The organism is Streptomyces sp. NPDC005803 (assembly GCF_040630435.1).
In the GTDB taxonomy this organism is placed as follows: Bacteria; Actinomycetota; Actinomycetes; order Streptomycetales; family Streptomycetaceae; genus Streptomyces.
The window spans coordinates 216,586-231,614 of record NZ_JBEXXO010000012.1 but is presented as its reverse complement, the minus strand read 5'-3'; the positions used below and the strand labels follow the sequence as shown (position 1 = coordinate 231,614).

Here is a 15,029-nt window from a genome sequence, read left to right as displayed (position 1 = left end):
CCGGAACCGCGGGGCCGGACCCCGGCCCCGCACCCCGTCGGGGGCACTCCCCCGACCTCCCCGCAATCCCCCCGTACCGCAAGGAGATCCCCGTGGCAGTCGTCGCGGAACCCACCCGCCGGGGCCGTCGCAGCGGGCCGCAGGCGCGCCGCGAGGCCCGGATCGGCCTGCTCTTCGTCCTTCCGTGCTTCCTCCTCTTCCTCGCCTTCCGGTTCGGTCCGGGCGTCGCCGGTGTGCTGATGAGCTTCACCGACTACTCCCTCACCGGCGGCGGCAGCTTCATCGGGCTCGACAACTTCACCCGCCTGTGGGACGACCCGCTGTTCTGGCAGGCGCTGAGGGTCACCGTCCTCTACACCGTGCTCGCCGTGCCGGGCACGCTCATCGCGTCGGTGTCCCTGGCGCTGATCACCCGCCGGGCGTTCCGCGGCGCGAAGTTCTTCCGTTCGGTGTTCTTCCTGCCGGTCGTCACCTCGCTCGTGCTGGCCGCGACCGTCTTCGTGTGGATCTTCTCGACCGGCGGCCCCTGGTCCACCCTGATGGGCTGGTTCGGGATGTCCGAGGGCTCCTGGCTCTCCGACGACGTGCTGGTGCTGCCCGCGCTCGCGCTCGTCGGCGTCTGGTCCCGCTTCGGGTACGGGATGCTCATCCTGCTCGCCCGGATGCAGGACATCCCGCGCGAGCTGGAGGAGGCCGCCCTCACCGACGGGGCCGGGCCCTGGCAGCGGTTCCGGTACATCGTGCTGCCGCAGCTCAAGCCCGCGCTGTTCTTCCTCGCGGTGATCGAGACGACGGCCTCGTTCCAGGTCTTCGACGCCGTGTACACGATGACCGGCGGCGGCCCCGCCAACGCCAGTTACACGCTCGTCTTCCAGCTCTACGACGCGGGCTTCAAGTACTTCGACCTGGGTTACGCCTCCGCCATCGGGGTCGCGCTCTTCGTGCTGACCGTGGTGGTCGCCGTGATCCAGCGGCTCGTGATCGGGAAGGACCAGTGACCATGACCGCAGCACCCACGAAGACGAAGGCCGCCCCCGCCGGCCGGACGCCCGCGCCCCAGGACCGGGCGGCGCGCCGGGCCGGACGCAGGCTGCGCAAGCTCTCCGAGCAGGACACCGTCCCGTACGGCATGCGTGCCACGCGCACCGGCCGGATCGCGCGCGGCGTGCTGCTGACCGTGGCCGCGCTCGTGACGGTGTTCCCGTTCTACGCGATGGTCGTGCTCTCCCTGAAGCCGTCCGCGGCGGTCGACTTCCCCGGAAGCCTCCTGCCGTGGCCGCTGACCGGCGAGGCGTACGACACCGTCATGGGCGCCCAGGACGTGCCGCGCTGGCTGCTCAACACGCTGGTCTACTCGGTCGTCTCCGTCGTCGGCGTGCTGCTGCTCGCCTCCCTCGCCGGGTACGCCTTCGCCAAGAAGCGCTTCCCGGGCCGGGAGACGATGTTCTGGTCGTTCCTGTCGATGGTGATGGTCCCGTACCACGTCACGATGATCCCGACCTTCGCCATGATCGCGAAGCTGGGCGGCGTCGACACGTACTGGGGTCTGATCGTGCCGACGCTGGCCAACGCCCAGGCGGTCTTCCTGATGCGGCAGTTCATCCAGGGGCTGCCGGACGAACTCTTCGAGGCGGCCCGGCTCGACGGCTGCAACGAGTGGCAGATCTTCTACCGCATCGTGCTGCCGCTGCTGAAGCCGATCCTCGCCACACTCGGCGTGTTCGTCTTCCTGTGGCACTGGAACGACTTCCTCTGGCCGCTGGTCATCGGCCAGTCCACCGACATGCGCACCCTCACCGTCGGCATCGCCTCGCTCCAGCAGCAGAACGTGCCGCTCAACGTGGTGCTCTCCGGCTCCGTCATCGCGTTCGTGCCCATCTTCGCCGCGTACATGGTGGGCCAGCGCTACTTCACCGAGGGCGTCACCGCGTCCGGAATCAAGGGATAGACAGCCATGTTCACCGATGAGGCCGCGCTCGAAGAGCGGCTCGCCACCCCCTCCCCCGCACTCGTCGCCGATCTCGCCCGCCTCGAAGGCGATCTGCTGGTGCTCGGCGCGGGCGGCAAGATGGGCCCGAGCCTGTGCCGGCTGGCGCGCCGGGCACTGGACGCCGCGGGCCGCGAGGACGTGACCGTGTACGCGGTCTCCCGCTGGTCCGACCAGGCCGCCGCGGCGGAACTGGAGGCGGCCGGGGTCCGTACCGTCGCCTTCGACCTGATGGACCCCGCAGCCGACCTGGCGGGTCTGCCCGACGCCGGGAACATCGTCTTCATGGTCGGCGCCAAGTTCGGTTCCGCCGGGGCGCCTTCGCACGCCTGGGCGGTGAACGCCGCGATGCCGGACCGGGTGGCCGGGCGCTGGCCGCAGGCGCGGATCGCCGCGTTCTCCACCGGCAATGTGTATCCGCTGGTGCCCGTCTCCTCCGGCGGCTGTACGGAGAGCGACCCGGTCGGGCCGGTCGGCGAGTACGCCATGTCGTGCCTCGGCCGCGAGCGGATCTTCGCTCACGCGGCACTGACCCGTGGCACCAAGGTCGCCAACATCCGACTCAACTACGCGGTCGACCTGCGCTACGGCGTCCTCGCGGACATCGCGTACCGGGTCCGGGCGGGCGAGCCCGTCGACGTGACGACCGGTCACGCCAACGTGGTGTGGCAGGGGTACGCCAACGAGGTCGCCCTGCGCTCCCTGCCGCACGCCACCGACGGCGAGGCGTTCACCCTCAACCTCACCGGTCCCGAGACCGCCTCGGTGCGCCGCCTAGCCCACTGGTTCGGCGAGGAGTTCGGCAACGAACCGGTACTCGCCGGCACGGAGGCGCCCACCGCGCTGCTCTCCGACGCGAGCCGCTGCCACGCCCTGTTCGGCTACCCGGACGTGGCGCTGCGGACCCTCGTCGAGTGGCAGACCGACTGGCTGCGCCGCGGGCTGCCGCTGTCCGGCAAGCCCACCAAGTTCCAGGTACGTGACGGAAGGTTCTGATCCACTCCATGTCCACTCCCTCCCTCCTGTCCACGCCCGCGCTGGAGCTGCTGGCCCACGGCGCGGCGATCCCCGCCCATCCGCTCGCGCTGCACGCGGACGGCAGGTTCGACGAGCGCCGGCAGCGCGCCCTGACCCGGTACTACCTCGCCTCCGGCGCCGGCGGCGCCGCCGTCGCCGTGCACACCACCCAGTTCGAGATCCGCGAGCGGGAGGTGGGACTCTTCCGCCCCGTGCTGGAGCTCGCCGCCGAGACGATCGACGCGGAGGCCGGCCGGCCGTTCGTGAAGGTGGCCGGGGCCTGCGGGTACACCGCGCAGGCCGTCGCCGAGGCCGAGACCGCCGCCGCGCTCGGCTACGACGCGGTGCTGCTCAGCCCGGCCGTGCCCGGAGCGGACGAGAAGGGGCTGCTGGAACGGGCGCGGGCGGTCGGCGAGGTGCTGCCGGTGATCGGCTTCTACCTCCAGGAGGCCGTCGGCGGGCGGTACCTGTCGCCCGGCTTCTGGTCGGCCTTCACCGACCTGCCGCACACCGCCGCCGTGAAGATCGCCCCGTTCGACCGGTACCGCACCGCCGATGTCGTCCGGGCGGTGGCCGCCGCGGACCGGGCCGACGAAGTGGCCCTGTACACGGGCAACGACGACGACATCGTCGGCGACCTGCTCACCCCGTACGAGACGGCCGCCGGCTCCCCGCGCTGGTTCGCCGGCGGGCTGCTCGGCCAGTGGGCGGTGTGGACGGGCTCCGCGGTGAGCCTGCTCGCCGACGTCCGGCGGGCCCGCGCCGGGGACCACGAGGCGATGGTCCGCTGCCTGGCCCGCCGCCGTGAACTCACCGACGCCAACAGCGCGGTCTTCGACGTGCGGGGCGCGTTCCGGGGCTGCATCGCCGGCGTGCACGAAGTGCTGCGCCGGCAGGGCCTGCTGGCGAACATCCGCTGCCTGGACCCCGCCGAGACGCTGTCCCCCGGGCAGGCCGACGAGATCACCCGGGTGGCCGCCGCCTACCCTTGGCTGACCGATGACGCCTTCGTTGCGGAGCACCTCGATGCCTGGCTCTCCTGACCCCGCCGACCGCTCCTCACGGGTCGTCGTCGCCGTACCGCCGCACCTGCGCGCCCAGTTCTTCACCGCCGAGGTGTGGCGGGAACTGGAGCGGGCGGCCGAACTCACCGTGATCGACGACCACTCCGACCGGGACGCGGTCGCGGCCGCCCTGCCCGGAGCCCGTGCCCTGATCACCTCGTGGCGGGCGCCGAAGGTGGACGCGGACCTGCTGGCCCACGCGGACCGGCTGGAGTTGGTGGCGCACACCGGTTCGGCGGTCGCTCCCTACGTCACCGAGGACGTCTTCCGGCGCTCCATCCTGGTCACCCAGGCCGGTGACGAGATGGCCCGCCCGGTCGCCGAGGTGGCTCTCGCCTTCACCCTCTCGCTGCTCCACCGCATCCAGCGCTTCGACCACGCCCTGCGCGGCGGACTGGAGTGGGCGGCGGCGAGCGAGGCCCCGCCGCGCCACGAGATCCACGGCAGCGACATCGGCGTGATCGGCGCCTCGCGCACCGGCCGCGCCTACATCCGGCTGGTGCGGGCGATGGGGGCGCGGGTGAGCGTCACCGACCCGTTCCTGACCGAGGCGGACGCCCAGGCGCTCGGCGTGACGTCCGTACCGCTGGAGACGCTGCTCTCCCGCAGCCGGATCGTGGCCGTACACGCCCCCGTCACCGAGGCGACCCACCGGATGATCGGCGCCGCACAGCTGGCGCTGATGCCGGACGGGGCCGGTCTGGTGAACACCGCCCGGTCGTGGCTGGTGGACGAGGACGCGCTCCTGGCCGAGCTGACCACGGGCCGGCTGGACGCGGCGATCGACGTCTTCGACGCCGAACCGCTGCCCGTGGACCACCCCTTCCGCGCGCTGCCGAACGTGCTGCTCACCCCGCACCAGGCGGCGGGCAGCGTCGAATGCCGGCAGCGGCTGGGAACCAGCGCCGTCAACGAGGTGCTGCGGCTGCTGGCCGGGCGTCCCCCGGTGCACGCCGTCACCGCCGACGCCCTCACCCGCCTGCACTGATCCCCCCAGTCCCGCACCCCGTACCCGTCAGGAGACCTCACCGCCATGCGACTGATGCGCATCGGCGAGCCGGGCCGTGAACGCCCGGTCGCCGTCTGCCCCGAGGGGCGCCCCTACGACCTGTCCGGCATCACCGACGACATCGACGGCGCCTTCCTCGCCGCCCTGGCCGACCAGCCGCACCTGATCCCCGCCGAACCGAGGCTCCCTGGGACCGACATCACCGGACAGCGCGTCGGCGCGCCGGTGGCCCGGCCCTCCGCCCTCCTGTGCATCGGCCAGAACTACGCGGCCCACGCCGCGGAGTCCGGTGCCGAACCGCCGGAGCAGCCGATCCTCTTCTACAAGTCGCCCAACACGGTGGTCGGTCCGTACGACGACGTGCTCATTCCGCGCGGCTCGAAGAAGACCGACTGGGAGGTGGAGCTGGCCGTGGTGATCGGCCGCCGCGCCTCCTACCTGGACTCCCCCGCCGACGCCGCCGCACACATCGCGGGTTACGCGGTGAGCAACGACGTCTCCGAGCGGGCGTTCCAGCTGGAGGAGTCGGGCGGCCAGTGGTCCAAGGGCAAGAGCTGCGCCACCTTCAACCCGCTGGGCCCGGTGCTGGTGACCGCCGACGAGGTGGGCGATCCGCAGCGGCTGCGCCTGCACAGCTCCGTCAACGGCGAGCCCCGGCAGGATTCCTCCACCGCGGACATGATCTTCAGCGTGGCGCATCTGGTGCACCACCTGTCGCAGTACCTGGTGCTGGAGCCCGGCGACATCATCAACACCGGTACGCCGCAGGGCGTGGCGCTGTCCGGGCGCTTCCCGTACCTCGGCCCGGGCGATGTGATGGAGGTCGGGATCTCGGGTCTGGGCCGGCAGCGCAGCGTCTGCCGGCCCGCGTAGCGCCCGGCTCAGTCCTCCGGGAGTTCGACCGGGGCGATCTCGTCGAAGAGGTCGCCGGGGCCTGGGTTGGTCGCGTCGGTCGCCCCGCCGAACTGGGTCATCACGCCCCAGACGGCGTTCAGCGCGGTCTGCACGGCCCCCTCGGCCCAGCCGGCGGTCCAGGAGATGTCGTCGCCCGCCAGGAACAGGCCCCGCTTGTCGGCGGGCAGCCGGTCCTGCATGAAGTGGGTGAACAGGCGGCGCTGGTAGCGGTAGTGGCCGGGCAGATTCGCCTTGAACGCGCCCATGAACCAGGGCTCGTTCTCCCAGGAGACGGTCACCGGGTTGCCGGTGATGTGCCCCCGGATGTCCACGTGCGGATAGATCTCGCCGAGCGACTTCAGCATGACGTCCATGCGCTCGGTCGCGGACAGCGGCAGCCACTTCAGGCTGTCGTCGCACCAGGTGTACGAGAGGCAGATGCTGGCCGGCTTGTCCGGGCCGTCGTCCAGGAGGTACGTGCCCCGTGTCATCCGGTCGGTCAGCGTCATCGACATGGCGTCGCGTCCGGTGGTCTCGTCCTTGTCCAGCCAGAACGGCCGGTCGACGGGGACGAACAGCTTGGACGACTCCATGTAGTGGGTGCGCTCCATCGCCGTCCAGTGGTCGATCGGGAAGAGCGCGTCGTCACAATCGATCTTGGACAGCAGCAGCCAGGACTGCCCGGTGAAGACGGCGGCCCGGAAGGTGCGGATGTCACCCGTGGCGTCGGTGACGGTGATCCGGTTGCCGGCGGTGCGGTTCAGCCGGGTCACCGCGGGGCGCGGCTCACCGTCGTGCAGCGAGGCCAGCGAGGTGCCGAGCGGCCAGTGGACGATCTTCTGCGGTTCGCGTTCCCACAGGCGCAGCGGGAGCTGCTGGCTTCCGCCGACGATGGAGCGGTGGTGGTCGTCGGCCTCGGTGTAGACGACGCGGAGGATCTCCAGGATGGAGTTGGGGAAGTCGGTGTCCCAGCCGCCGGTGCCGAAGCCGACCTGTCCGAAGATCTCGCGGTGGCGGAAGGACGCGAAGGCGTCGGAGTCGCAGAGGAAGCCGTAGAAGGTCTGGTTGTCGAGCTTCTCGACGAGCCGGGCCCAGATCTCCCGGATCCGCGGCACGTCGCGCTCGCGCATGGCCCGGTTCATGTCGGAGAAGTCGGCGCCCTCCTCCAGGCAGGCGTTCCAGGCGTCCATCACATCGCGGTAGACCTGCGGGAGGTCGTCGATGGTCTCGGCGTAGTGCGACTCGCCCTTCAGGTCGACGACGGTCGACGGGGTGGTCGGGGAGAGCGGGTTGGGGAACGGCTTCGTCTCCAGGCCGACCAGGTCGATGTAGTGCTGGAGCGCGGTCGAGGACGGCGGGAAGCGCATCGCGCCCATCTCGGCGGTGAGCGGTTCGCCGTCGGTTCCGCAGCCGTCGAACTCGACGGTGCGCAGCCGTCCCCCGATGCGGTCGGCCTCGTAGACGACGGGCCGCAGCCCCATCTTCATCAGCTCGTAGGCGGTGACGATGCCCGAGAGCCCGCCGCCGATGACGGCCACCTCGCTGCCGTGCTCGGTCGCGGGTATCTGCCCGATTCCGGCGGGGTGCGCGAGGAAGTCGTCGTACGCGTACGGGAAGTCCGGCCCGAACATCGTGATGGGCGGGGCAGCGTCGGTGTGCGGGACGGCCGGGGGCACCGTGGACGTCATGGGGTACGGACTCCTTGCGGGAAAAGGGAAAGTGAGCGGGGCGGCGGGCTCAGACGAGGGAGCCGTACAGGCCGGGGCGGCGGTCGCGGAGGTAGGGGTTGCCGGCCCGGGACGCGGTCAGCAGGCCGGGGTCGACATCGCCGATGACGAGTTCCTCGCCCCGTCCCGCGCGGGTGCGGACCGTGCCGTCGGGGCCGGCGAGGGCACTGAGTCCGACGAACTCGAAGGGCCCCTCAGGGCCGGTCCGGTTGGCGTAGGCGACGTACATCTGGTTCTCGAAGGCGCGGACCGGGACGACGGACTCCGCGACGAACGGATAGGGGTGCATCAGCGCGGTGGGAACCAGCAGCAGATCGGTGCCGGCCAGGGCGTGCGCCCGTACGTTCTCCGGGAACTCGACGTCGTAGCAGATCAGCAGCCCGACGCGGACGCCGTCCAGCTCGGCCTGGACGACCGGGAGGTCACCGGGGGCGAACCAGCGCTCCTCGAAGTCGCCGAAGAGGTGGGTCTTGCGGTAGTTGGCGAGGGCGGACCCGTCGGGCCCGATCAGCTGCGCGGCGTTGTAGAGGACGTCGCCGTCGCGCTCGGGGTAGCCGTAGTGGACCGCGATCCCGTGCCGTACGGCGATGTCGGCGACGGCCCGGGCCGCGGGCCCGTCGGCGGCCTCGGCCAGCAGGGGCACGTCGTCCCCGATCGCGTATCCGGTCAGGAACATCTCGGGACAGACCAGCAGCCGGGCGCCGCTCGCGGCGGCGCGGCTCGCGGCGCTCTCCAGCACCTCGATGTTCCGGGCCACCGAGCCCGGACATCCGGAGCTCTGGAGCAGGGCGGTGCGCAACGGCGGCATGGCTGACCTCGGACGATACGGGCGGGGCGGGGACGTATTGACGGTACGTTCCGCGATTCCCCCCGGACAAGGCGCGAGCGTTGCGCACCGACCGCCGATCCGTTGCGTCCGATCGCGCGGTCGCGGCGATTCGTTGCGTGAGGGGGGCGGACCCAGCGCGAATCCGGGCCGTCCGGCGTTCGACGACAGGACCACCGCGGCAGGACCCGGCCGCCCCTGCGCCACCGGCCGACGGTCGCGCCCCGCTGCGCGGACAGCCGGCGCTACCCCGGTGATCCCGACGAATACCGCCGCAGCAGCGGCGAGAGGACCAGCACGGACTTCGTCCGCTCGACGTACGGCTCGCCCGCGATGCGCTCCAGCACCTGCTCGAAGTGGCGCATGTCGGCGGCGAAGACCTGGACGAGCGCGTCCGCGTCACCCGTCACCGTGGACGCCGAGGCGACCTCCGGATAGCGGGCCAGCCCCTGCTTGATGGACTCCGGGGAGGTGTTGCGGCTGCAGTAGATCTCGATGTACCCCTCGGTCTCCCAGCCGAGCGCCGCCGGGTCCACCCGCACGGTGAACCCGGTGATCGCCCCCTCGGCGCGCAGCCGGTCCACGCGGCGCTTCACCGCGGGTGCGGACAGACCGATGATCGAGCCGATGTCGGCGTAGGAGCGGCGGGCATCTTCGGCGAGGGCGTGGACGATGCGTTCGTCGAGGTCGTTCAGTCGCACGTCGTACGGGTCACTTCTCTGCGATGGCGAGGCCTGGTGGGGCCGGGGCGCGGCTGTTCCGGGGGCGGCGGTGCCGCCCCCGGAAGTAGACCACGGGCCCGCCCCGCGGGGCGCGCTCAGCGCGGGTGGTGCCGGGTCGCGAGGGGTCGGAGGGGGATCAGAAGGGGAACTGCGAGCGGCCGTGCTGGACGGAGATCCACTTCTGGGTGGTGAAGGCCTCCAGCATGGAGTCGCCGTTCAGCCGTCCGAGCCCGGAGTTCTTCTCGCCGCCGAAGGGGACGATGGGCTCGTCGTGGACGGTCCCGTCGTTGATGTGGATCATGCCGGTGCGGATGCGCTGCCCGACGCGGACGCCGCGCTCGATGTTGCCGGTGTGCACGGCGCCGCTCAGCCCGTACGGGGTGTCGTTGGCGATCCGGACCGCTTCGTCCTCGCCGTCGAACGGCACGAGGAGGGCGACCGGGCCGAAGATCTCCTGGGACAGCACGGGGGAATCGGCGGGCAGCCCGGTGAGGACGGAGGGGCTGACCACGTTCCCTTCGGCCCGTCCGTGCAGCAGCGCCGTCGCGCCGGCCTCGACGGTCTGGTCGACGAGGGCGGCGATGGCCTCCGCCTGCGTCGAGTTGATCAGCGGGCCGATCTGCGTCGCCGGGTCGGCCGGGTCCCCGACCCGCAGGGAGGCGACCTTCGCGACGAACTTCTCGGTGAACTCCTGCTCCACCGCCCGGTCGACGAGGATCCGGTTGGCGGCCATGCAGACCTGCCCCTGGTGCACGTACCGGCTGAACACGGCCGCGTCGACGGCGTAGTCCACGTCGGCGTCGTCGAGCACGATCAGCGCGCTGTTGCCGCCGAGTTCGAGCACGGAGCGCTTGAGGTTCGCCGCGCACACCGTCGCGACGTGCCGTCCGACCTTGTCCGAACCGGTGAAGGAGATGACCTGCGGTATGGGGTGCTCCAGCAGCGCGTCACCGATCTCCGCGATGTCGGTGACGACGACGTTCAGCAGACCGGCCGGCAGTCCGGCGTCCTCGAACACCTTGGCCACCAGGGTGCCCCCGCAGACCGGGGTGTTCTGGTGCGGCTTGAGCACCACGCCGTTGCCCAGCGCCAGGGCCGGCGCCACCGACTTCAGGGACAGCAGGAAGGGGAAGTTGAAGGGGCTGATGACCCCGACCACGCCGACCGGCACGCGGTAGACGCGGTTCTCCTTGCCCGGGGTCGGCGAGGGCAGGATCTGCCCGGTGGAGCGCAGCGCGAGCCGGCTCGCCTCGCGCAGGAACTCCTTCGCCAGGTGCAGTTCGAAGGCCGCCTTCAGCCGGGTGCCGCCGAGCTCGGCGACGATCGCGTCGCCGATCTCCTCCTCGCGCTCCTCGACGATCCGCAGGGCCTTCTCCAGCACCGCTCGCCGGGCGTACGGGTTGGTGTCCGCCCACGCCTGCTGAGCGGTCTCGGCCGCGCGGTAGGCCTGGTCCACCTCGTCGGCCGTGGCGACCGTGATGGAGGCGAGCTTCTCCCCGTCGAACGGGTTGAAGTCGATGATGTCCCAGGCCCCCTTGCCCGGCCTCCACTGTCCGTCGATGTACTGGTGGGCCAGGTCGGTGAAGAAGGACATGTGATCCCTTACAGCAGAGTGACGGGCAGCTGATTGGGATTCATATTACTTATCTTTCAACAGAGTTGGTATGGATCTCGGCCCCGTCCCGAGCACGGTTTCCAGCCATGTTCCACCCCTCGGACGCCCGGAGAACGCCGGTGCCCCTCCCGGCGCGGACAGCCGGAAGGGGCACGGTCGGTGCGAGGGCGCGGGATCAGCTCCAGCTGGCGTGCAGCGCCTTGCCCTCCGCGTATCCGGCGGCGCTCTGCACCCCGACGACGGCCTTCTCGGCGAACTCCGCGAGGGAGCCGGCGCCGGCGTAGGTGCAGGAGGAGCGGACACCCGCGATGATCGAGTCGACCAGGTCCTCGACGCCGGGGCGCGCCGGGTCCAGGAACATCCGCGAGGTGGAGATGCCCTCCTCGAAGAGCGCCTTGCGGGCCCGGTCGTACGCCGACTCGTCGGACGTGCGGTTCTTCACGGCACGCGCGGACGCCATGCCGAAGGACTCCTTGTAGAAGCGTCCGTCGGCGGACTGCTGGAGGTCGCCGGGCGACTCGTACGTCCCCGCGAACCAGGAGCCGATCATCACGTTGGAGGCGCCGGCGGCGAGCGCCATGGCCACGTCGCGCGGATGGCGGACGCCGCCGTCGGCCCACACGTGCTTGCCGTGCTTCTTCGCCTCGGCGGCGCACTCCAGGACGGCGGAGAACTGGGGCCGGCCCACGCCGGTCATCATCCGGGTGGTGCACATGGCGCCGGGTCCGACCCCGACCTTGATGATGTCGGCGCCGGCCTCGATGAGATCACGCACGCCCTCGGCGGCGACGATGTTGCCGGCGACGATCGGCACCTGGGGGTCCAGTGCCCGGACGGCCCGCACCGCGCTGATCATGGACTCCTGGTGACCGTGCGCGGTGTCGACGACCAGGGTGTCGGCGCCGGCGTCCAGGAGCTGCTTGGCCTTGCCCGCCACGTCGCCGTTGATCCCGACGGCGGCCGCGATGCGCAGCCTGCCCGCCGCGTCGGTGGCGGGCGTGTAGAGCGTGGCGCGCAGTGCGGCCTTACGGGTGAGGATGCCGACGAGCCGGCCGTCCGCGTCGACCGCGGGGGCGAGCTTGCGGTTGGCGCCGTCGAGCTTGTTGAAGGCGTCGCGCGGGTCGATGTCCGCGTCGAGCAGCACCAGGTCCTTGGACATGACCTCGGAGAGCTGGGTGAAGCGGTCGACGCCCGTCAGGTCGTGGTCGGTGACCACACCGACGGGACGCCGGTCGCCGTCGACGACGACCCCGGCGCCGTGGGCGCGCTTGTGCAACAGGGACAGGGCGTCGGCGACCGTCTGGCCGGGCGCCAGCACGATGGGGGTGTCGAGCACGAGGTGGCGCGTTTTCACCCAGCTGATGACCTCGGTGACGACCTCGATCGGGATGTCCTGCGGGATGACGACGAGCCCACCGCGGCGGGCGATGGTTTCGGCCATCCGGCGGCCCGCGATGGCCGTCATGTTCGCGACGACGAGCGGGATGGTGGTGCCGGTGCCGTCGGGCGAGGACAGGTCGACCCCCTGGCGGGATCCGACCGCCGACCTGCCCGGAACCATGAAGACGTCGTCGTACGTGAGGTCGTACGGGACGGCGGGCTGCTCTGTGTATCGACCGGTGCCGGGCTCAAGAAAACGCATAACACTCATTTTTTCATACGAAATGGCGCAGGTCGTTGCCCCGAAGACACAGCAAACGACTCCCGCCTTCGTATGTTCCTCCGAGGAACAGGATCGGGAGTCCCGGGCAAGTGGAACCTGCCTTACCCACGGACCTTACCCGACGGGCATCCGGATCATTCGTGATCATCTTCCCTGGACCTGGTGACTGGGGGTCAGGTAGCTTCAAACGCGCAGGTCCCGCGGGTCACCCGATACCCCTGAGCATCAGGCGGAGCGGTCACAACTCCCGCCATCCTTGCGACCGGAGAGGAGCACGACCCGCCCGTGGAGAGCGAACTGCCGGACATCTACTGCCCGTTCCCCCAGCGGACGAACCCGCACGTCGGGCACGTAAGGGAACACCTCGACAGCTGGACCCGCAACACCGGCCTGGTGCACCGGGATTCGGCCAGGGACCGCTTCGAGCAGGCGGACTTCGGAGCCTTCGTCGGCATGGTCTACCCGACCGCCGACAGCAAGAACCTGGACCTCGTCGCCGACTGGTTCGTCTGGCTGTTTCTGGTCGACGACCAGCTGGACGACGGACACCTGGGCCGCAGCCCGGAGCGCGTACGGGACGTCGTCGCCCTGATGCAGTCCGTGGTCGAGGGCAGCGGCACGGGCACCCTGGCGAACGAGAGGCTGCCGGCCGCGGTCGTCGCCCTCGTCGACCTGTGGGAACGCACGACGCCCGCCGCCGCGGCGCCCTGGCGGCGGCGCTTCGCCTGGCACCTGATCACGTACCTCACCACGGCCACCACCTGGGAGGCCGGGAACCGCGCGAACGGCGTGGTCCCGTCCGAGGAGACGTACATCGAAAAGCGCCGCCACACGGGCGCGATACACGTCTGCATGGACCTGATAGAGATCGTGGCCGGCATCGAGGCGCCCGAGTCGATCCACAACGACCCGCGCTTCATCACCGCGCTCGAAGCCTCGTGCAACGTGGTGTGCTGGGCCAATGACGTCTACTCGTACGAGAAGGAGCAGGTGCTCGGCGAGATCCACAACCTGGTCCACCTCGTCCGGCACCACCGCGGTCTCGGCAAGCGGGAGGCGCTGGAACACGTCTGCGCGGAGATCGCCACGGAGACCGAGCGCTTCCTGACCGCGGAGGCCGAACTGCTGGCCGCCTACCCCCAGCTCGCGTGGATGCTGGAGCCGTATCTGGACGGGATGCGGAGCTGGATGCGGGGCAACCTCGACTGGTCCCGGCAGACGCCGCGCTACAACCCGGCCGACGTCAGCCAGTACGAGGAGCCGGAGCAGTATCTGGAGGCGACGGTCCTGGGCGTCCGGCAGGACTGAGCGGAGCCCCGCGCAACGGACGGAAGGGGCGGGCGGTGAGGACACCGCCCGCCCCTTCCGTCGCCTTCCGGTTCAGTCCCCGTCCGGGTCGGCCCGCTCCAGCGCGGGACGGCGCGGCGCGGCCGAGTCCGTGAGCAGGTAGTCGGCCGCCGCGGTGTCGGTCACCAGACTGGTGACGAGACCGGACCGCAGCACCGCTCCGATCGCCGCGGCCTTGCGCTGGCCGCCGGCGATCGCCACCACCTCGGGGATGCGGCGCAGCCGGTCAGCCTCCACCGTGATGCAGCGCTCGCCGAGGTCGCGGCCGACCCTCCGCCCGTCGGCGTCGAAGAGGTGCGCCGACATCTCGGCGGCCACGCCGAGTGAGGCGTAGTGCTCGCGCTCCGCGTCGGTGAGCATGTCGTGGACCGTGGAGATGCCGGGCTCCCAGGAGCCGATGGAGACGGCCGCGACCGTCACCTTGTCGAAGTACTCGAAGGCTCGCGCGATGCCCGTCTGATGGCGCAGCGCGGCGGCCGTCGCCGGGTCGGGCAGCAGCATCGGCGCGTAGATCGGATGGGCCTCGCCGCCGGACACCTGTGCGGCCCGCCGCACGGCCTCGACCGAGCCGCGTTCGGCCGTGCCCGCGTCGTACACCCCGGTGAGCTGCACGACCGTGCACGGCGGCAGCCGGTCGAGGGCCGCGGCCATGTGGATGGTGGACCGCCCCCAGGCGAGCCCGAGCACATCGCCCTCGTTCACCAGTTCGCCGAGGAGGTCGGCCGCGACCTCGCCCAGGTTCTCCGGGTCGGCGGCGTCGTCCTGCTCCTCCGCCGGGGATTCGACCACGACCGCGTGGCGGAGCCCGTAGCGGGCGCGGAGCGCGTCCGAACGCTCGGCGTCCAGCTCCGCGGGCACGCGGATCTCGATCCGTACGAGGTCACGTTCCAGGGCCGTCTCCAGGACCCTGGCCACCTTGAAGCGGCTGACGCCGAACTCCTCGGCGATCTGGATCTTGGATTTGCCCTCGAGGTAGAAGCGGCGGGCCATGGCCGCCGCCTGCACCAGCTCCGCGGGCCCCATCCGCAGGGCGGACCGGCCCGCCGACATTGCAGACACCGCGTTCTCCTCACTGCTGTTCACGCTCTCGATACGCCGTTCATCCTGTCAGATACGGCGATCCTTGATCGGTCCCGTCGGACCGCGTTCATCTGCACT

Annotated in this window: 13 protein-coding genes; 7 read left to right on the top strand and 6 right to left on the bottom strand. The window is 71.0% G+C overall.

Going from position 1 to position 15,029, the window contains the following annotated elements:
* The first annotated feature begins 92 nt into the window (after nucleotides 1-92).
* The 6 genes from ABZ454_RS19295 to ABZ454_RS19270 are packed head-to-tail and all read left to right on the top strand — an operon-like array spanning nucleotide 93 to nucleotide 5,950.
* Nucleotides 93-998 carry a sugar ABC transporter permease gene (locus ABZ454_RS19295; protein ID WP_356318800.1) on the top strand — a complete coding sequence of 302 codons (906 nt, stop codon included), beginning with the start codon at nucleotides 93-95 and terminating at the stop codon, nucleotides 996-998.
* Between the two features lie 2 nt (nucleotides 999-1,000).
* Nucleotides 1,001-1,948, top strand: coding sequence for a carbohydrate ABC transporter permease (locus ABZ454_RS19290; RefSeq protein WP_359539375.1), 948 nt, complete (start codon nucleotides 1,001-1,003; stop codon nucleotides 1,946-1,948).
* Between the two features lie 6 nt (nucleotides 1,949-1,954).
* A complete protein-coding gene (locus ABZ454_RS19285; RefSeq protein ID WP_359539374.1) occupies nucleotides 1,955-2,983 on the top strand; it encodes an NAD-dependent epimerase/dehydratase family protein in 1,029 nt (342 codons plus the stop codon).
* Nucleotides 2,984-2,991: 8 nt separating this feature from the next.
* Nucleotides 2,992-4,047: a dihydrodipicolinate synthase family protein gene (locus tag ABZ454_RS19280; RefSeq protein ID WP_359539373.1), complete on the top strand. Its 1,056-nt coding sequence runs from the start codon at nucleotides 2,992-2,994 to the stop codon at nucleotides 4,045-4,047.
* Entirely contained in the window at nucleotides 4,031-5,056 is a 1,026-nt protein-coding gene (locus ABZ454_RS19275) for a hydroxyacid dehydrogenase (protein ID WP_359539371.1), read from the top strand. Before ABZ454_RS19280 ends, ABZ454_RS19275 begins: the two co-directional genes overlap by 17 nt.
* Before the next feature lie 45 nt (nucleotides 5,057-5,101).
* A complete protein-coding gene (locus tag ABZ454_RS19270; RefSeq protein ID WP_359539368.1) occupies nucleotides 5,102-5,950 on the top strand; it encodes a fumarylacetoacetate hydrolase family protein in 849 nt (282 codons plus the stop codon).
* An 8-nt stretch (nucleotides 5,951-5,958) separates the two neighbouring features.
* Here the strand turns inward: ABZ454_RS19270 and ABZ454_RS19265 are convergent, their stop codons facing one another.
* From ABZ454_RS19265 to ABZ454_RS19245, 5 genes are all read right to left on the bottom strand, one after another.
* The gene (locus ABZ454_RS19265; protein ID WP_359539365.1) at nucleotides 5,959-7,659 is read right to left on the bottom strand and encodes an NAD(P)/FAD-dependent oxidoreductase; all 1,701 of its coding nucleotides are present in this window, start codon (nucleotides 7,657-7,659) and stop codon (nucleotides 5,959-5,961) included.
* A gap of 49 nt (nucleotides 7,660-7,708) precedes the next feature.
* Nucleotides 7,709-8,506: a carbon-nitrogen hydrolase family protein gene (locus ABZ454_RS19260; RefSeq protein WP_356318793.1), complete on the bottom strand. Its 798-nt coding sequence runs from the start codon at nucleotides 8,504-8,506 to the stop codon at nucleotides 7,709-7,711.
* A gap of 263 nt (nucleotides 8,507-8,769) precedes the next feature.
* Nucleotides 8,770-9,225 carry an Lrp/AsnC family transcriptional regulator gene (locus ABZ454_RS19255; RefSeq protein ID WP_018103925.1) on the bottom strand — a complete coding sequence of 152 codons (456 nt, stop codon included), beginning with the start codon at nucleotides 9,223-9,225 and terminating at the stop codon, nucleotides 8,770-8,772.
* Between the two features lie 157 nt (nucleotides 9,226-9,382).
* A complete protein-coding gene (locus tag ABZ454_RS19250; RefSeq protein WP_356318792.1) occupies nucleotides 9,383-10,840 on the bottom strand; it encodes an aldehyde dehydrogenase family protein in 1,458 nt (485 codons plus the stop codon).
* 196 nt (nucleotides 10,841-11,036) lie between these two features.
* Nucleotides 11,037-12,503, bottom strand: a complete 1,467-nt coding sequence (locus tag ABZ454_RS19245; RefSeq protein WP_356318791.1) for a GuaB1 family IMP dehydrogenase-related protein — start codon at nucleotides 12,501-12,503, stop codon at nucleotides 11,037-11,039.
* A 306-nt stretch (nucleotides 12,504-12,809) separates the two neighbouring features.
* On the opposite strand from ABZ454_RS19245, the gene ABZ454_RS19240 reads away from it, so the two are divergent.
* Nucleotides 12,810-13,832: a terpene cyclase gene (locus ABZ454_RS19240; RefSeq protein ID WP_359539364.1), complete on the top strand. Its 1,023-nt coding sequence runs from the start codon at nucleotides 12,810-12,812 to the stop codon at nucleotides 13,830-13,832.
* Nucleotides 13,833-13,904: 72 nt separating this feature from the next.
* On the opposite strand, the gene ABZ454_RS19235 is transcribed toward ABZ454_RS19240, so the two are convergent.
* On the bottom strand, nucleotides 13,905-14,921 hold the full coding sequence (locus ABZ454_RS19235; RefSeq protein ID WP_356318845.1) for a sugar-binding domain-containing protein: 1,017 nt from the start codon (nucleotides 14,919-14,921) through the stop codon (nucleotides 13,905-13,907).
* Nucleotides 14,922-15,029 lie beyond the last annotated feature (108 nt).